This is a genomic window from Salmonella sp. K21076 (genome assembly GCF_039650795.1).
Classification (GTDB): domain Bacteria; phylum Pseudomonadota; class Gammaproteobacteria; order Enterobacterales; family Enterobacteriaceae; genus Salmonella; species Salmonella enterica.
Window position 1 is genome coordinate 223840 of sequence record NZ_JBCLYA010000051.1, and the last position, 17847, is coordinate 241686.

The following is a 17847-nucleotide window of genomic DNA, read 5'->3' on the forward strand; positions in this document are numbered from 1 at the left end:
TCTCCTGTTGCTTAGCTATTCAGATCCCGGAAAGGGATCCCTTTGACCAGCCGTGCCGCGTTATTACCGGTGTTGCGTTGGGCCTGACTGTCCTGATGATGCATCAGCGTAAAAAGCGGCGCCGATGCGGGTAAATTCTTGTAATGTACGACCAGCGAGTGTCGATCGCAGGCAATGCCGACCAGCAGCGGCGAGCTGCGCGCCGCCTGCCAGGCGCTGTCAACGACATCTCCAGCTGGGTGATGCTGAAGCAGGAAAGGGATGCCTTCCTCTTCAATGCCCAGCAGCACTTCGTGCCAGAGGCTGGCGCAGTCGTTGATGACGGTAATGACGATAGCCGGGGCGCTGTGATTACTGTCCATATGCAAACTCCTTGTGCCAGGAGAGAATCAGACCGGTGGCCACCGCGTTTCTTGGGCCTTCGCTGCCGCGAATATTTCCTCGCCCGGCGACTAGGCGGTAGTGCGCCAGCGCATCGGTGACCAACTGCGGAACTTCGAAATCCAGCGACGAGCCGCCGACCAGCACCACGAACGGAATATCGCGAATGTTGCCGGTTGGACTGACCTGACGCAGCGCGCGCAGGGCGTTGGTGACAAAGACGCGTTCTTTAGCGCTGCGGCGAATGGCGCGCACTTTTTCCAGCGCTAAGTCGCCGGGAAGCGGCACCAGTTCGTCCGGTTTCACCACGCAGACGCGGGCGAACACCGCAGGAGGCAGCGGCGTCGGGAAGAACTGGACGCTGCCGTCCTCGTGGCGTAAGTGGAACAGGCTTTCGACCTTAGCCAGCGGGTATTTTTTGATCTCTTCCGCCAGATAGCGGTCTTCCAGCCCCAGTTCGCGGGCAATAATCATCGTGACCATGTCGCCTGCCCCGGCGAGATGGGTGGCGATGATTTCACCTTTAGGGTTGATGATGGAGGCATCGGTGGAGCCCGCGCCGAGGTCGAGGATCGCCAGCGGTCGGGTGGTACCCGGCGTGGTCAGCGCGCCCAGAATGGCGGCTTCAGCCTCAGCGCCGCCGATCTGCACGTCGATATTAAGCTTCTGCTCAATTTCACGGGCAATCATCGCCATTTGCAGACGGTCTGATTTCACCATCGAGGCGATGCCGACGGCCTGCTCCAGCGAGAACTCCCCGGCCAGACCGCCGGTGACGCTCACCGGAACCGAGGTGTCAACGGCCAGAAGATCCTGAATGAAAATCTCGCTGCTCGGCTTATTGGTTAGCTCGGCCATGGTCTGGCGCACATGCTCCAGCATGCCGCCGATATTGGTCCCGGCCTCGCCGTTGACGTTGTCGAGCTTGCCGTAGCCGTCCACCGCTTTCATGATAGCTTCGGCACCGGCGGCAACATCCACGCGCACGGTACGACCCTGAGCCTGCAGCTCCAGGTTACCGGCGGGTATTGCGCGCGCTTTGACGTCGCCGGATGGCGTTTTAACCACCACGGCGGAACGGTTGCCAATCAGCGCGCGCGCCATCGGGACGATGTTTTTCGTCTCATCGGCGTTGAGGTTGAATACGGTGGCGATGCCGTAAGGGTTAGAGAGGGTTTCGATAACCTTTCCCGGCACGGCGACTTCAATCGCCGCCAGCATCCCCAGCGGAATGCAGTCGATGTACAGAACTTCATCGACAATCGGTAGCGATTTTTCCAGCCGGTTGCTGACCAGTACGCCATCGTCGCGCTGCAAAATGACGCCGGTAATCTGGTATCCGGCGCGCATTGAGGCGTTGATAACATTGGCGATATCAGCAAAATCAAAGGCTGACGATACCACCAGAATATAGGACGAGTCCGCCGGGCGGGTTAACAGCTCCTCCGGCGTAATCGTGATACCCACACCAAGGCCTGCTCCGCCCGGCGTTTTTGGGTTATGGCCGATCATTGTCGATTCGGTGATGATGGTTTCGGTAATGGTTTCCATCGCCACATCGCCAATCACCGGCGTGGCTTCGTTAATGCGGATGAGCGAAATATCGCTGACATTGATCCCCGCGCGCTTTGCGACGAGGGCGAGCGCTTCCTGAATGCCGAACACGTTACGCAACGTGCCTTTGATCCCGGTGTTTTCCGCCAGCGCGCTGTGTGTAATCGTTAGTGCGCCAGTCTCATCTTGCCGCGCCAGTGCGACTTCCGTTGATGAGTTACCGATGTCAATGCCAGCTATATATCGCATCGTATATCCTTTTTCTCGTCGTACTTCAAACTGCCTTTTTGTTGGCTGCGTTCTTTCACCCGAATCACTTACTACAGTAAGCTCATCGGGGTTATGAGGGACATCCCTGTCCCTCACTAAAGCCAGCCTATGGCTGTTCAAATTCGTTCCAGACGAATTTGTCACTCACTTGCCGCCTCAATGCATCTCGAATTACTTAGAGAAAGCTAATCGTCGCCTTTGAGTTTTTTACGCTCAACGTACAGCCCTGCCGCTTCACGAACGAAAGCTGCGCAAATCTTTGCCTGATAACGGTTTTCGAGATCGTCGGCGATAGCGAGCAGCTCTTCTTTCGTTGAACGATACGGACGAAGGGCGTTGTAGATTTCAAGAATGCGATCGTCCGGTACCGCGGTCAGTTCGGCGGCGCGTTCGAAGTTCATCGCCAGCCGGTCGCGGCCCGCATCTTTGGCGATAGACGCCTGTAAGCGCAGGGTTTTCGGGGTAATACGCATATCCTGAGCGGTGACTTTATTGCTCAGCACGTTTTCCAGCGTAAAGTCGTCCAGCGTTTTATTGGTGGCGGTTTTCACCCATTCCGGGTGTTTGTTCGCCAGCGGGTAGTCGCTGACCTTTGCGCTGCGGGACGTGCCGCCTGCCGCAGGAGCCGCTGCTGGCGCATCGCCCTGCAGGCTGTTCATGCGGCTCAATACGTCCCGGACCATCGATTCAATTGCGTCGGTATTCATGGAGTTATCCTTTATCAAAGCGTCACGCGCAGTTCCTGCGGGTTTTTGCCCGTCACGACGTACTTGGTCTCTTTAATGTGCAAAATGGCCGACTTTGCCTGGTACTTCGGGCGTGCCATCTGGTCATTTAGCGTAGGGACCGGCTGCGGTGATTCGCGTTTCGCATAGCGGGCGGCGTTTTTACCAATCTGACGGTAGGTTTCCAGCGTCAGCAGCGGCGCCTGCGGGAACAGCTCCAGGTTGGAGAGCGGCGGTAGCCCCTGCTGGTGGATAACCGTAGTATCTTTCGACTGGATGCCGATGGAGATGCCGGAGCCGCTCAGGCGGTTACCTTCAACGGCGACGAACGCCACGTCGGAAGATTTAAAGCAGCGAATCACGCGCGCCCTGATACCTTCTTCTTCAATACCGGCAATGACTTCGCGCAGGATGCTCTTATGCGGTAAGCCGACGATATTAACAGTCTGTGCCAGGCCAAATGCCGGGCCGACGGCGATAATGACTTCGTCCTGCTGAGTGCCCTGGCGTGCTTCGCCCACTTCGGTCAGAAAGCCGTCGCCCGCAGGCGCAGCGGTCTGTGGTGCTGTGGATGCCGCAGGCGTATTAAACGAGACGGGTTTATCGCTGCCCTTCATATCGCGGAGCACGTCTTCAATTATCTGGCGCAGCAATTTTTCATTAATTTCCATTTCTCACCCCTTAATCAATCTCGTTGGGATCAAGAGCGCCAGGGATGTTTTTAATCTCTTCCCAGCGTTCTCCCTGCAGGCGATAACCTGTTGCCGGACCGGCATAGTCATTGACGTCATTAACCGCAGAGAGCACTTGTCCGTCGCCGACGATAATGGCGGAGGTGTGCAAATAGTCGCCGGTTAGCTTGGCTTTCTGGATGTTGAGCATGTCCTGGGCCACGTCGGTAAACCCGCCCTGCGCCAGCGCTTTAACGACTTCCAGACCGTTGCGGTTTTTATTGATGATTTCCTGGGCGAACTTGATGTCTTCGACGATGTTACGCTCCGGCATATCTTTCGAACCGTGGGCATAGGTCGCGGCTTCAACTTCTTCATCGGTAATCGGCGGCAGCCCCATTCCGGCAAACACGGCCTGCAGCGCGCGGGCGGCTTTGTTACGGATGGCGATAACGTCCTCTTCACGAACCGGGCGCAGACCGCCGTCCACTTTCAGGTCGCGCTGGATAACGTTGTAGTCGTCAAAGTCTTCCGCATCTTCGTTGGAACCGGCGAACATGTTGTCGTAGTTCGGCACCGCGGAATAACCAGAGGAGATAAAGTCGGTACCCGGCAGGAACTGCATCAGCAGGCGCGCGGTACGACGCATATCGGAGTGGGTGAAGGTCTGGTCGTTACTGGAGGAGCATTCCAGATCCAGCGAAGAGCAGATCAGGTTTTCCGCCAGCACGGCACGAATGCCTGACGGCACGGCAGACGGTACGCCGATACAGCTTACGGAGCCATTTTGCAGACCCTGAACGCCAGCCGCTTTGGTGATATAGATGCAGCGCGCCTCCAGATACAGCATGGATTTGCCTTCGGCGTAGCCCATCTGCACTTCGGATCCGGAGCCGGAGGTGAAGCGCATTTTCAGGCCGCGAGAGGCGTAGGAAGAGGCTAAGAAGCCTTTCGACCATGGCGTATCGTCACCGTCGGTGAAGACCGGCTCGGTGCCGTAAACGGAAATGGTTTCGGCGTAGCAGGTGTGGCCCAGCATGCCGAGCTTCAGCTCGGTGGCTTCTTCCAGGGAGCACTGAGTCAGTACGCCCGGACGACCAACCTGAGAGCCGACCAACAGCGCGATGGCGTTGAACGGCGCGTAGCGTGCTACCGCAACCGTGGTTTCTTGTTCGTCAAACCCGCGCCATGCGCCTTCGGCGGCATCGGCGGCAATTTGCACCGGGTTATCCTTGACGTTGGTGACGTGCGCCTGCTGAGACGGCGTGCGGCGTGCGCGCATTTTCTGCATCGCCATCATCATCTCAACCACGTTCATATGCGAAACCACTTCAACAATTTTCGCCGGGGTCATGGCGGTGGTCAGCGGAACGATTTCGCTGCGCTTGACGTTCGGATCGCAGAGCATGTTAGCCAGCTTGACCGAATCCATCGCCATCACTTCTTCGGCGCGGTTCAGGTTGATGCCGTAGCGGGCGATAAAGTGGTCGATCAGGTCGAATTCGCTAACCGGTTTTCCGTCCAGCTCGGTCACCGCGCCGTTAACGATTTTAATCGACGGTTTTGGATCGTTCGGGCTTTCCATCGCGATAAAGCCTTCTTCGATCCACTCCTTAACGAAGCCGTCCTGATTCACAGGGCGTTTCGCCAGTGCTTCAAATCTTTTCGATCTCATGAATCAGCCTCGTGGGTATCAGATGTAGGACGGGCGATCGTTTTTCGGTTCAGAACCGAGGGTCGCAAGGACGGTTTTGCCGATTTCGCGGGCGGAGGTCACCGCCTGACGGACCGCGCCGGAGTCGCCGGAAATCACCAGAATGGCTTCGTTACTAAAGCTGGTGCCGTGCGCCGGAGAGCTGTACGCCACGACTTCAACGTTGGCTGACTTCAGGGCGGTATCGGCCATCAGTACGCCAACGGAAGCCGGAGCGCCGACGATGACGCCGCAGGCACGGCCAATCGGCGCGCCGAACGCTTTTTCCAGGGCGTAGCTGGCGCGAGCGGTGTACTGCAGCTCGATATGCCCGGCTTCGTTGCCGTAAACATCGCCGAAGGTGCGGTCCAGCTCTTTCAGCGCGACTTCGATACCGCGCTTGACGTCGGAAACGTCGTTACCGCCTAAAATAATCAGCGAACCGTGGCCCGCGCCGCCTTTGGTATCGCGCGGCAGCTCAATGCTGACCACTTCGGTGTTGGTGGCTTTCACCGCTTCGTCCGCCGCCATAATGTGCGGGCCTGCGCCGGTGCGGGCGCCGAGAATGCCGATGGAACGATAGCGCTTCTCAAGTTTCATCGCGTCCAGCAGGGCGGTATCGACGTTGGCGATAACCAGGCCAAGGGTATCGCCAATGGCGGTCCCGACAAATTCCGTTAAACTGCAGCTTTTTTCTGCCATAGCCGTCTCTCGTATAGGTTGGGGTTGACCAGGGATGGCCTGTTGTTCCGGCGTTGCCACACGGGCAATCACCTGCGCCATGATCTGTTCCACCAGCTCATTGCTGCTCATTGGCTAATTCCCTTCGGTAAGATTTTTTCTACATCGGTGTGAGGGCGTGGGATGACGTGTACGGCTTTCACTTCACCCACGTTGCGTGCGGCTGCGGCACCTGCATCGGTGGCCGCTTTGACCGCGCCAACATCGCCGCGCACGATGACGGTTACCAGCCCGGAGCCAATCTTTTCATAGCCCACTAACATCACATTGGCTGACTTAACCATTGCATCAGCGGCCTCTATGGCTGCGGTTAAGCCTTTGGTTTCTACCATTCCTAGTGCTTCTTGTTGCATAAAGACCTCGCATGGAGTGTTCCGATAGTTGGGACTATAAGAAGATGCGAGGAAAAAGAATGGCTGACTTGCTGTTGAGCATCAGAAAATAATGGGAAAGCAATATGACTAAATTGTCTTTTGCTTTTATAACTTATTGATAAATTACATTTAATTTATTATTGTCTATATGATTATTTTGTTTTTATTATTTCATTTTTACATTTTTGTTAGTGACGAGAGTATTTTTATTTGATATGGCGAAAGACGCAAAATGTGATGCTTATTCGAAATTGATAAGTTGGCTTGTGCAATATTTTATTATTTTCACAGGCGTATTTTATAGCTCGAATCTCCCGTATGATAGGCTGCTAAAAATATCGGAAAAGCAAAATTTTGCTATCGCAACACGATTTTTCCGGGAGACAGGTTCGCAGGTTGCCAACAATTTACAGGCGGCACTTTTTATAGTGAGGTTAGCTGTACTCTACCGCCAGCCGAAACTTGCGCTGGCCAGGACACGAACTTTGCTCAGAAGGTGTCACATGAATGATTCTCTAAAGGCGCAATGTGGTGCGGAATTTTTAGGCACCGGACTCTTTTTGTTTTTTGGTATCGGTTGTTTGAGCGCGCTCAAAGTCGCAGGCGCCAGCCTCGGATTATGGGAGATTTGCATTATTTGGGGGCTTGGAATTTCACTGGCCGTTTACCTTACTGCCGGAATCTCCGGCGGACATCTTAACCCTGCGGTGACGATTGCGCTGTGGCTGTTTGCCTGCTTCCCCAAACAGAAAGTATTGCCTTATATTATTGCCCAGTTTGCCGGCGCTTTTGGCGGCGATCTGCTGGCGTATGTGCTTTATAGTAGCCTTTTTACTGAATTTGAGACTGCGCATCATATGGTGCGCGGTAGCGTCGAAAGTTTGCAATTAGCCAGCATTTTCAGTACCTATCCGGCCGCAGCGCTAAATGTATGGCAGGCTGCGTTGGTGGAAGTGGTCATTACGTCGATCCTGATGGGCATGATCATGGCATTGACGGATGATGGCAATGGTATTCCTAAAGGGCCGCTTGCGCCTTTGCTTATTGGGATACTGGTTGCCGTTATCGGCGCGTCTACTGGACCCCTTACCGGTTTTGCAATGAACCCGGCGCGTGATTTTGGTCCCAAACTGTTCACATGGTTAGCGGGGTGGGGGAACATGGCGATGAGCGGTGGGCGAGAGATCCCTTATTTTATCGTGCCGATTGTCGCGCCTGTTATCGGCGCCTGTGCTGGAGCAGCCATATATCGCTATTTTATTGGTAAGAATTTACCTTGTAACCGCTGTAAACTGTAAGAAAATGCGAACCAGATTCACAGCAATGATGTATCGTAAAAACAGGTGAGATAATTTCGTGATCTGCTTTCACGAACTGATCAAAACGTCTCCCAGCAATGGGAGACTTTTGATATTGTCATTGTACTTTTTATCAGGGCCAGGATAATGCTAATAAAAAGTGAATGTAAATAATGTGTTTTGTTTATAACAATAAATTAACTGAGGGGTTTTATCATGATTTCTGCGAGCGCTCTGAACTCAGAACTCATTAATAAAATCGCACAGGATTTTGCACAAGCCACCACCGGTCTGGCGGTTGTGGTTGTCAATATTCATGGTGATGAAATATCTGAGCTATTCAATTTCACGCCGTTTTGTCAGTTGATGCGGCAGCATCCCCAGCATAGTACACGTTGTCGTATGAGCGATCGCTGCGGGGGACTGGAGGCATCGAAGTCCGATCAACCCTGTATTTATCGTTGTCATGCCGGTCTAACGGATTTTTCTATTCCGCTGGTAATCGCAGGGCATTTAGTTGGCTTTGTTTTATGCGGGCAGGTTCGTTTAAGTAATGACGTGGAGCTGGTAAACATTCTTAATGTCGACGATCGCTGGCAGGCTGACCCTGAGCTCTTGAATGAATTTCGGAATGTGCCAGAGATGGACTATTCACGCGTTATCGCTTCCGCCGATCTTCTTAAACTGATAGTTGAGAATTGCCTGAAAAAACAGCTCAATTTCGTGGTTATCAAAGACAATCCGCAGCAATCGGAGGCAAATAAAACCACTCGTGGCCCCACTCCGCATGACAGTAAAATGAAAAAAGCGCTTCGCTATATTGATGCGCATTTGTCCGACGATCTTCGTCTTGAGGATGTCGCCTCACATGTCTATCTCAGCCCCTATTACTTCAGTAAGCTATTCAAGAAATATCAGGGAATCGGATTTAATGCGTGGGTGAACCGCCAGAGAATGGTTAGCGCCAGAGAATTGCTTTGCCATAGTGACTGGAGTATTGCCAGTATTGCGCGTAATTTAGGCTTTTCGCAAACCAGTTATTTTTGCAAAGTCTTCCGCCAGACCTATCAGGTTACGCCGCAGGCTTATCGTCAGCAGATAAATGAGAATTCTCATCCTCCATCGATATAAATAGCAATATTTTGCTATTGCCGATTTTTGATAGTGTTTTGTATCTTAATCATTTCAGAAAGAAAATTTATCTGGTGTAACAATAAATTGTCATAGCGCAACAAAATAATAAAATTTAGGGCATAAACTGCACCAGTTTTTATTTTTGTGATGAAGTACAGTGTCAGGAAAGATAAGTTTTATTACGCTTTGTCGATACGTTTTATCGTCAATATACCGGTAAGGATGAGTAGATTAACGTCAGATGAGCAACCGCTCAGGCTATTGCTCACAGAAATGTAAAACGTAGCACATTATTAATTGCCGTTATGGGTGTGCCGTACAGCCATAACGTAAACCAACAGGTTTGCCACATTTGTGGTAGGGAAGGGGGTGAAAATCCCCCGCAGCCCCCGCTGCTGTGATGCTGACGACCCCGTAAAGACCACTGATCGCAAGATTGGGAAGGACGGGCGAGGAGGACGCTAAGCCAGAAGACCTGCCTGTCGGTGATAACCAACAACTTCGGTGGGAAGTGGGTTGCGAAGACGCGTACAGTCGAAAGACTGAACATGCGCGTACCTGTATACCCCTACCACCCTGAACAGGATCAGGGTAATGGCGGCAAGGCATCACGCTTTATTCTTGCAGGCACAGGAAGCGGTTGCGGCAAAACCACGGTGACGCTTGGTTTGTTGAGGCTGCTGCAAAAACGCGCGCTGCGCGTACAGCCGTTTAAAGTTGGGCCAGATTACCTTGATACCGGCTGGCATACCGCTATCTGTGGCGTGGCGTCCCGTAATCTTGACAGTTTCATGCTTCCTCCTCCTGTTCTCAACGCCTTATTTTGCGAACAAATGCGGCAGGCGGATATCGCTGTCATTGAAGGCGTCATGGGGCTGTATGACGGCTATGGCGTCGACCCCAATTACTGCAGCACAGCCGCGATGGCCAAACAGCTTGGTTGCCCGGTCATCCTACTGGTGGACGGCAAGGCTGTTTCAACGTCGCTTGCGGCTATCGTTATGGGATTTCAGCACTTCGACCCGACCCTCAACCTCGCGGGCGTGATTGTGAATCGCGTCACTAGCGACGCCCACTATCAGCTCCTCAAAAATGCCATTGAACATTATTGCTCACTGCCGGTACTGGGGTATGTCCCTCCTTGCGACGGCGTCGCATTACCTGAACGCCACCTGGGGTTGATTACCGCCAGAGAATCCCTCGTCAATCAGCAATCATGGCATGATTTTGCCGCCACGCTGGAACAAACAGTGGATGTGGATGCGCTACTCTCGCTGAGCCTGTTATCAGCGCTTCCGGCGGGAATGTGGCCTGAACGCCCCGATAACACAGCGGGGGCAGGGCTGACGCTTGCTCTGGCGGATGATGAGGCCTTTAACTTTTATTACCCCGATAACATCGATTTGCTGGAGCGTGCCGGCGTTAACATTGTGCGTTTTAGCCCACTGCATGACCGCGCATTGCCTGATTGTCAGATGATCTGGCTGGGCGGTGGATATCCTGAATTATACGCCGCGGATCTGGCGGCAAATACGGCGATGTTAAAACATTTGCGGGCGGCGCATCAGCGCGGCGTGGCGATTTACGCGGAGTGTGGCGGTCTGATGTATCTGGGGAGCACTCTGGAGGATAGCGGCGGGGAAATTCATCAGATGGCGAATATTATCCCCGGTCACAGCAAAATGGGTAAGCGACTTACCCGCTTTGGTTACTGTGAGGCGCAGGCTATGCAGCCAACGCTATTGGCGGTGCCTGGCGAGATAGTGCGCGGCCATGAATTTCACTACTCAGATTTTATCCCCGAAACACCCGCCGTTATGGCCTGTCGTAAGGTTCGCGATGGCCGCGTGTTACAAGAATGGACTGGCGGCTGGCAGACAGGCAACACGTTTGCCAGCTATCTGCACGTCCATTTCGCCCAGCGTCCGGAAATGTTGCAGCACTGGCTGGCGGCGGCGAGGCGAGTATTATGACGATCCTTGCCTGGTGTATCGCCTGGGTGCTGGATTTTATCATCGGCGACCCTCAACACTGGCCCCATCCGGTACGCTGGATAGGCCGATTAATTACGTTTGTGCAGCGTATTGTGCGTCGCTATTGTCCCGGCGATAAAGCGCTGCGGATTGGCGGCGGCGTAATGTGGGTTGTGGTTGTCGGGGTGACCTGGGGCGTGGCATGGGGCGTACTGGCGCTGGCGCAGCGGATTCACCCCTGGTTTGGCTGGAGCGTCGAAGTCTGGATGATCTTTACCACGCTGGCCGGACGCTCTCTGGCCCGCGCCGCGCAGGAGGTTGAACGACCGTTGCGGGAGAACGACCTTGCGGAAAGCCGAATAAAACTCTCCTGGATCGTCGGGCGCGATACGTCGCAACTTCAGCCAGCGCAGATCTATCGCGCCGTGGTGGAAACGGTTGCAGAAAACACCGTTGACGGCATTATCGCGCCGCTCTTTTTCCTCTTTCTCGGCGGCGCGCCGCTGGCGATGGCCTACAAAGCCGTCAATACCCTGGATTCAATGGTGGGCTACAAACATGAAAAATACCGGGCGATTGGTATGGTCAGCGCCCGTATGGACGACGTAGCGAACTATTTGCCCGCCCGACTGAGCTGGCTGTTGCTGGGCATTGCGGCAGGACTGTGTCGCCTGAGTGGTTGGCGGGCGCTGCGTATTGGCTGGCGTGACCGTTATAACCACAGTAGCCCAAATTGCGCCTGGTCGGAAGCGTGTGTGGCTGGCGCCTTAGGAATCCAGCTCGGTGGCCCAAATAACTACTTTGGCGAGCGTGTGGACAAGCCCTGGATCGGCGACGCGCAGCGCGGTATTTCCGTGGACGATATTTCCCGAACGATTCGATTGATGTGGGTCGCTTCAACCCTGGCGCTGGCGCTGTTTATTGCGGCGCGGTGCGGGTTATCTGGCGTGGCCTGAGGACGACAGTATGCATTATATCCAGCAGCCCCAAACCATTGAGGCCAACAGTTTCACCATTATTAGCGACATTATTCGCGAAACGCGTCCTGATTACCGTTTCGCCAGTCCGCTCCATGAGGCCATTATCAAGCGGGTTATTCATACCACCGCCGATTTCGACTGGCTGGACATTTTGTGGTTCTCTGCCGATGCGCTGGAGCAGCTTTGTGATGCGCTACGCCAACCGTGCATTATTTATACCGATACCACGATGGCGCTGTCCGGCATTAATAAAAGATTACTGGCGACGTTTGGCGGCGAGTGTCGCTGTTATATCAGCGATCCGCGCGTGGTGGGCGTACCGGTAGGCTTTGTCGGCGCGGCGGAGTCCAAAGAGGCGCTCACCCATAGCCATTTTCCCGCGGTTGCCGCGTTAGGGCGTAAAGGCGGCAGTAACGTGGCTGCCGCTATCGTCAATGCGCTGCTCTATCACCTCCGGGAGGCCTGATGAGCGAGCTTTCTTTTGACGCGCCGGTCTGGCGCCACGGTAAAGCGTTACGTAAAGGATATACCACCGGTTCCTGCGCGACGGCGGCGGCAAAAGTCGCCGAGCTGATGGTATTACGTCAACATCTGATTCATCAGGTCTCCATCGTCACGCCGTCGGGCGTCACGCTATGCCTGAACGTGGAGTCGCCGCACATTGAAGGCCAGCAGGCGATAGCCGCAATTCGTAAAGATGGCGGCGATGACGTGGATGCCACGCACGGGATGCTGATTTTTGCCCGCGTTACGCTCAACGACAGCGGTGAGATTACGCTCACTGGCGGCGAAGGTATTGGTACGGTAACGCGTAAAGGGGTTGGACTGCCGCTCGGGAGCGCTGCCATCAATCGTACGCCGCGCCATACCATTGAATCTGCGGTGCGCGAAGCGATAGGCCCGGCGCGTGGGGCTGATGTGGAGATTTTTGCCCCGGAAGGCGAAGTGCGGGCGCAGAAAACCTATAACTCGCGGCTTGGCATTCTTGGCGGCATTTCCATTATTGGCACTACCGGTATTGTGACGCCGATGTCGGAAGAAAGCTGGAAACGCTCGCTATCGCTGGAACTGGAGATCAAACGGGCGTCAGGATTAACGCGGGTGATACTCGTGCCGGGCAACCACGGCGAACGGTTTGTTCGCGAACAAATGGGCGTCGACACACAGGCGGTCGTCACCATGAGCAATTTTGTCGGCTACATGATTGAAGAGGCGGTACGGCTGGGATTTTGCCAGATAGTGCTGGTGGGTCATCCTGGAAAATTGATCAAAATCGCCGCCGGGATCTTTCATACCCATAGCCATATCGCCGATGCGCGCATGGAAACGCTGGTCGCGCATTTAGCTTTACTGGGCGCGCCGCTGGAGTTACTCACCCTGGTCGGCGATTGCGATACCACTGAAGCGGCAATGGAGCACATTGAAGCATATGGCTTCGGGCATATCTATAACCATCTTGCCAGGCGTATTTGTTTGCGAGTCATGCAGATGCTGCGTTTTACCAAAACGCCGCCTGTCTGCGACGCCATCCTGTTTTCTTTTGATAACCATATTCTCGGCAGTAATCGTCCCGTCGACGAGATTGCTAAGGAGCTGCAATGCTAACGGTCGTGGGAATGGGGCCCGCTGGACGGCATTTGATGACGCCTGCGGCGCTGGAAGCGATAGACCACGCCGATGCGCTGGCAGGCGGTAAACGGCATTTGGCGCAGTTTCCGGCGTTTGGCGGCGAACGATTTACGCTGGGCGCGGATATTGGCGCGTTGTTGTCATGGATTGCCGCCCGTCGGGATAAAGGGATCGTGGTGCTGGCCTCCGGCGATCCGCTGTTTTATGGCATCGGTACACGCCTGGTGGCGCATTTTGGTATCGAACAGGTTCGCATTATCCCTGGCATCAGCGCCGTACAGTATCTGTGCGCACAGGCTGGAATTGATATGAATGACATGTGGTTGACCAGTAGCCACGGTCGTTGCGTCAGCTTCGAGCAGTTGGCGAACCATCGCAAAGTGGCGATGGTCACGGATGCCCGCTGCGGGCCGCGGGAAATCGCGCGGGAACTGGTCGCGCGTGGTAAAGGGCATCGCTTGATGGTGATTGGTGAAAATCTGGCGATGGAAAATGAGCGGATCCACTGGCTACCCGTCAGTGCGGTCAACGCCGACTATGAAATGAATGCAGTGGTGATCCTGGATGAAAGATGAGCTTTTTCTGCGCGGCGAGAACGTGCCAATGACCAAAGAGGCGGTACGGGCGCTGGCACTGTCGAAACTTGAGCTCCACCGCGCCAGTCACCTGATTGACGTCGGGGCGGGAACGGGAAGCGTCTCAATTGAAGCGGCGCTGCAATTTCCTTCGTTGCAGGTGACGGCTATTGAGCGTAATCCTGCCGCGCTACGGCTGCTTGATGAGAATCGTCAGCGCTTTGCCTGCGGCAATATCGATATTCTCCCCGGCGAAGCGCCAATGACCATAACCGGGAAAGCCGATGCGGTGTTTATGGGCGGCAGCGGCGGGCATCTGACGGCGCTGATTGACTGGGCGATGGGCCATCTGCATCCCGGTGGCCGTCTGGTGATGACCTTTATCTTGCAGGAAAACCTCCATAGCGCGCTGGCGCATCTTGTGCACATCGGCGCATGCCGAATGGACTGTGTACAGCTTCAGCTTTCATCGTTAACGCCGCTGGGGGCGGGACACTATTTCAAACCGAACAACCCTGTTTTTGTTATAGCCTGTCAGAAGGAAGAAAACCATGTCAGAGACATTTGATCCACGCTGTGTATGGTTCGTCGGCGCCGGGCCGGGCGATCGCGAGCTGATCACGCTTAAAGGCTACCGCCTGCTGCAACAGGCGCAGGTAGTTATCTATGCCGGTTCGCTGATCAATACCGAACTGCTGGATTACTGCCCCGCGCAGGCAGAACGCTACGACAGCGCCGAACTGCATCTTGAGCAGATTATCGAGCTGATGGCCGCGGGCGTGAAAGCGGGAAAAACGGTGGTGCGGTTGCAAACGGGCGATGTCTCGCTGTACGGCTCCGTGCGTGAGCAAGGCGAAGAGTTAACCCGCCGTGGTATCGACTGGCAGGTAGTGCCTGGCGTCAGCGCGTTTCTCGGCGCTGCGGCGGAGCTGGGTGTGGAATATACCGTACCGGAGGTATCGCAGAGTCTCATTATTACCCGTCTGGAAGGGCGTACGCCAGTACCGGCGCGCGAACAACTGGAGGCGTTCGCCAGTCACCAGACGTCGATGGCGATTTATCTCTCCGTTCAGCGTATTCATCGGGTGGCGGAACGTCTCATTGCCGGCGGTTATCCGGCAACTACGCCTGTCGCAGTCATCTATAAGGCTACCTGGCCGGAAAGCCAGACCGTTCGCGGCACGTTAGCGGATATTAGCGACAAAGTACGTGATGCTGGCATCCGTAAGACGGCGCTAATCCTGGTCGGGAATTTTCTGGGTAAGGAGTATCACTACTCAAGACTTTATGCAGCGGACTTTAGCCATGAATACCGTAAAGCCTGAATCCATTGCGTTGTTTTGCCTGACGCCCGGCGGCGTGGCGCTGGCAAAGAGACTCGCCGCGATGCTGCCGTTAACCTGCTTTACCAGTGAAAAACTGCGGGAAGAGGGATTTATTCCCTTCGATGGCGGATTCGCTAATACCGCCCGGCAGGCTTTTACCACTTATACCGCGCTTATTTTTATCGGCGCGACCGGCATTGCCGTTCGTGTCCTGGCGCCGTTAGTGAACGACAAGTTCAGCGATCCGGCGGTGGTCGTCATTGATGAACGTGGTCAGCATGTCATTAGCCTGCTTTCCGGTCATGCGGGCGGGGCCAATGCCTTGACGCGCTACCTGGCAGGAATGTTAGGCGCCGATCCGGTGATTACCACGGCAACGGATGTCAATGAGATGTCCGCGTTGGACACCTTAGCTTTCCAGCTTAACGCCCGCATGTCCGATCTTCGAACGGCGGTAAAAACCGTTAACCAGATGTTGGTCAGTCATCAACGTGTGGGGTTATGGTGGGATGCCGAACTAACGGAAGAGATCGGCCAGTGTGATATTCGCGGTTTTATCCCTGTTGATGATTTGCAGCGGTTGCCTGAACTGGATGCGCTTATCTGCGTCTCTTTGCGTAATGACCTCCCTGAGCTTCCCGTACTGCACTGGAAACTGGTGCCCCAGCGCGTGGTGGCGGGAATTGGCTGTCGCCGCGATACGCCATTTCCCCTGTTAGCGACATTACTGGCGCGTCAGCTTGAAGCGCAGAAACTCGATCCGCTGGCGTTAAAAGCGATTGGCAGCGTCACGCTCAAAAAAGGGGAGCCGGGGCTTATTCAGCTCGCCTCCTGCTGCCGCGTGCCTTTTAAAACCTTTACCGCCGAAGCGTTGCGCGAATTCGAACACCATTTTCCCGGTTCTGGCTTCGTCAGAAAAACGGTGGGCGTTGGCAGCGTATCCGGCCCGGCTGCGTGGTTATTAAGCCAGGGTCAATTGTTAGGCGAAACCCTGCGCGAACAGGGCGTCACTATTACTTTGGGAGTTTCACACTGATGTTAAGCGTAATCGGAATTGGCCCTGGCTCACAGGCAATGATGACGATGGAGGCGATTGAGGCGCTTCAGGCGGCGGAAATCGTCGTGGGCTACAAAACCTATACCCATCTGGTTAAAGCATTCACCGGCGACAAACAGGTGATCAAGACCGGCATGTGTAAGGAAATTGAACGCTGCCAGGCGGCTATTGAACTGGCGCAGGCCGGGCATAACGTAGCGCTGATTAGCAGCGGCGACGCCGGTATTTACGGCATGGCGGGACTGGTGCTGGAGCTGGTGAGCAAGCAGAAACTGGACGTCGAGGTGCGGCTCATTCCTGGCATGACCGCCAGCATCGCCGCCGCCTCTTTACTGGGCGCGCCGCTAATGCATGACTTCTGCCATATCAGCCTCAGCGACCTGCTGACCCCGTGGCCGGTTATTGAAAAACGCATCGTTGCCGCCGGAGAGGCAGACTTTGTTATCTGTTTTTACAACCCGCGCAGCCGCGGGCGCGAAGGGCATCTGGCGCGCGCGTTTGACCTGCTTGCCGCCAGTAAAAGCGCGCAAACGCCGGTTGGCGTGGTGAAATCCGCCGGACGTAAGAAAGAGGAAAAATGGCTGACCACGCTCGGCGATATGGATTTTGAACCGGTAGATATGACCAGTCTGGTCATCGTTGGTAATAAAACGACCTATGTTCAGGATGGGCTGATGATAACGCCGCGAGGTTACACGCTGTGAATGAGGGGGAGGTGCTGGTGGTGGGCGGCACCAGCGATGCGCGCGCGTTATGCCGACAACTGGGTGCGGCGAACGTCGCGTACACCTTATCTGTGGCGACGCCAGCCGGAAAAGCGCTGGCTGGCGACATTAAAGGACAGGTGCGCTGTGGTCGTCTGGAGTACGGGCAGATGGTCGCATGGCTAAAAGAAAACCGTACTCGCTGGGTAATAGATGCGTCGCATCCTTATGCAGAAATGGTCAGCCATAACCTCCTTCGCGCCTGTGAAACGGCGGACGTGTTGTTAAGTCGTTATCAGCGTCCGGAGCAGCTTAGCAATCTGACGCATCCGCTTCTCTATACGGCGCGCAGTATTGCCGATGCCTGCGAGATAGCGAGGCGTTTTGGTCCGCGCGTGTTACTGACGACCGGCAGTAAAGATCTGGCCGTCTGGCGTGCCGGGCTGGCGGAAAAAACGTTGCTGGCGCGCGTACTGCCCGTGGCGGAGGTGATTCAACGCTGCAGCGAACTGGGGTTCGGCGTTGGAGAAATTTTCGCACTGTGTGGGCCGTTCAGCGCTGATTTTAACGCCGCGTTTTACCGCCAGTGCCGGGCTGACGTGGTCATTACCAAAGCGTCCGGCGCGGAGGGGGATATCAGGAAAAAGTTCAGCCCTGTCTGGATGCGGGCATTCCCTGCATCGTTATTGCGCGCCCGACGCCGCTCGTGACGGGTGATGAGTTACTGGAAAGCTAGGCCGCCTTTGCGCAGCGTTTATCGCGC

The 17847-nt window shown here is 55.0% G+C and carries 17 protein-coding genes, 2 pseudogenes and 1 riboswitch; of the genes and pseudogenes, 12 read left to right on the top strand and 7 right to left on the bottom strand.

Annotated features, from left to right (window positions below; genetic code table 11):
• Positions 1 to 11 precede the first annotated feature (11 nt).
• From pduH to pduA, 7 genes are all read right to left on the bottom strand, one after another.
• Positions 12 to 362, bottom strand: coding sequence for a propanediol dehydratase reactivase beta subunit PduH (pduH, locus tag AAYN39_RS21810; RefSeq protein WP_000377971.1), 351 nt, complete (start codon positions 360 to 362; stop codon positions 12 to 14).
• Positions 352 to 2184, bottom strand: a complete 1833-nt coding sequence (pduG, locus tag AAYN39_RS21815; protein WP_001268875.1) for a propanediol dehydratase reactivase alpha subunit PduG — start codon at positions 2182 to 2184, stop codon at positions 352 to 354. Before pduG ends, pduH begins: the two co-directional genes overlap by 11 nt.
• A gap of 206 nt (positions 2185 to 2390) precedes the next feature.
• On the bottom strand, positions 2391 to 2912 hold the full coding sequence (pduE, locus tag AAYN39_RS21820; RefSeq protein ID WP_001090601.1) for a propanediol dehydratase small subunit PduE: 522 nt from the start codon (positions 2910 to 2912) through the stop codon (positions 2391 to 2393).
• Between the two features lie 14 nt (positions 2913 to 2926).
• Positions 2927 to 3601, bottom strand: a complete 675-nt coding sequence (gene pduD, locus AAYN39_RS21825) for a propanediol dehydratase medium subunit PduD (protein WP_000405054.1) — start codon at positions 3599 to 3601, stop codon at positions 2927 to 2929.
• Positions 3602 to 3611: 10 nt separating this feature from the next.
• Positions 3612 to 5276 carry a propanediol dehydratase large subunit PduC gene (gene pduC, locus AAYN39_RS21830; RefSeq protein ID WP_001256897.1) on the bottom strand — a complete coding sequence of 555 codons (1665 nt, stop codon included), beginning with the start codon at positions 5274 to 5276 and terminating at the stop codon, positions 3612 to 3614.
• Positions 5277 to 5294: 18 nt separating this feature from the next.
• Entirely contained in the window at positions 5295 to 6107 is an 813-nt protein-coding gene (gene pduB / locus AAYN39_RS21835; protein ID WP_000097500.1) for a propanediol utilization microcompartment protein PduB, read from the bottom strand.
• On the bottom strand, positions 6104 to 6388 hold the full coding sequence (gene pduA, locus AAYN39_RS21840) for a propanediol utilization microcompartment protein PduA (RefSeq protein ID WP_001183618.1): 285 nt from the start codon (positions 6386 to 6388) through the stop codon (positions 6104 to 6106). Before pduA ends, pduB begins: the two co-directional genes overlap by 4 nt.
• A 524-nt stretch (positions 6389 to 6912) precedes the next feature.
• On the opposite strand from pduA, the gene pduF reads away from it, so the two are divergent.
• The 12 genes and pseudogenes from pduF (at position 6913) to AAYN39_RS21900 (ending at position 17820) form a co-directional block, all read left to right on the top strand.
• A complete protein-coding gene (pduF, locus tag AAYN39_RS21845) occupies positions 6913 to 7707 on the top strand; it encodes a propanediol diffusion facilitator PduF (RefSeq protein ID WP_001000027.1) in 795 nt (264 codons plus the stop codon).
• Between the two features lie 216 nt (positions 7708 to 7923).
• Positions 7924 to 8838 carry a regulatory protein PocR gene (pocR, locus tag AAYN39_RS21850; RefSeq protein WP_000622328.1) on the top strand — a complete coding sequence of 305 codons (915 nt, stop codon included), beginning with the start codon at positions 7924 to 7926 and terminating at the stop codon, positions 8836 to 8838.
• Between the two features lie 325 nt (positions 8839 to 9163).
• Positions 9164 to 9339: riboswitch (cobalamin riboswitch) on the top strand.
• Positions 9340 to 9435: 96 nt separating this feature from the next.
• A pseudogene (locus AAYN39_RS21855) lies at positions 9436 to 10814 on the top strand (cobyrinate a,c-diamide synthase).
• The gene (gene cbiB / locus AAYN39_RS21860; protein WP_000153666.1) at positions 10811 to 11770 is read left to right on the top strand and encodes an adenosylcobinamide-phosphate synthase CbiB; all 960 of its coding nucleotides are present in this window, start codon (positions 10811 to 10813) and stop codon (positions 11768 to 11770) included. The pseudogene AAYN39_RS21855 and the gene cbiB overlap by 4 nt, the downstream one beginning before the upstream one ends.
• A 10-nt stretch (positions 11771 to 11780) precedes the next feature.
• Complete coding sequence (locus AAYN39_RS21865; protein ID WP_000558990.1) at positions 11781 to 12260, top strand: precorrin-8X methylmutase; 480 nt, start codon at positions 11781 to 11783, stop codon at positions 12258 to 12260.
• Positions 12260 to 13399 carry a cobalt-precorrin-5B (C(1))-methyltransferase CbiD gene (cbiD, locus tag AAYN39_RS21870; RefSeq protein ID WP_001292925.1) on the top strand — a complete coding sequence of 380 codons (1140 nt, stop codon included), beginning with the start codon at positions 12260 to 12262 and terminating at the stop codon, positions 13397 to 13399. The genes AAYN39_RS21865 and cbiD overlap by 1 nt, the downstream gene beginning before the upstream one ends.
• Entirely contained in the window at positions 13393 to 13998 is a 606-nt protein-coding gene (locus AAYN39_RS21875) for a cobalt-precorrin-7 (C(5))-methyltransferase (protein WP_000958833.1), read from the top strand. The genes cbiD and AAYN39_RS21875 overlap by 7 nt, the downstream gene beginning before the upstream one ends.
• A complete protein-coding gene (locus AAYN39_RS21880; protein ID WP_000650991.1) occupies positions 13988 to 14566 on the top strand; it encodes a decarboxylating cobalt-precorrin-6B (C(15))-methyltransferase in 579 nt (192 codons plus the stop codon). The genes AAYN39_RS21875 and AAYN39_RS21880 overlap by 11 nt, the downstream gene beginning before the upstream one ends.
• Positions 14550 to 15323, top strand: coding sequence for a cobalt-precorrin-4 methyltransferase (locus AAYN39_RS21885; protein WP_000004870.1), 774 nt, complete (start codon positions 14550 to 14552; stop codon positions 15321 to 15323). The genes AAYN39_RS21880 and AAYN39_RS21885 overlap by 17 nt, the downstream gene beginning before the upstream one ends.
• The gene (cbiG, locus tag AAYN39_RS21890) at positions 15304 to 16359 is read left to right on the top strand and encodes a cobalt-precorrin 5A hydrolase (RefSeq protein WP_001098913.1); all 1056 of its coding nucleotides are present in this window, start codon (positions 15304 to 15306) and stop codon (positions 16357 to 16359) included. The genes AAYN39_RS21885 and cbiG overlap by 20 nt, the downstream gene beginning before the upstream one ends.
• Complete coding sequence (locus tag AAYN39_RS21895) at positions 16359 to 17084, top strand: precorrin-3B C(17)-methyltransferase (protein WP_000953643.1); 726 nt, start codon at positions 16359 to 16361, stop codon at positions 17082 to 17084. Before cbiG ends, AAYN39_RS21895 begins: the two co-directional genes overlap by 1 nt.
• Positions 17081 to 17820: pseudogene (locus AAYN39_RS21900) on the top strand (cobalt-precorrin-6A reductase). The gene AAYN39_RS21895 and the pseudogene AAYN39_RS21900 overlap by 4 nt, the downstream one beginning before the upstream one ends.
• Positions 17821 to 17847: the final 27 nt, after the last annotated feature.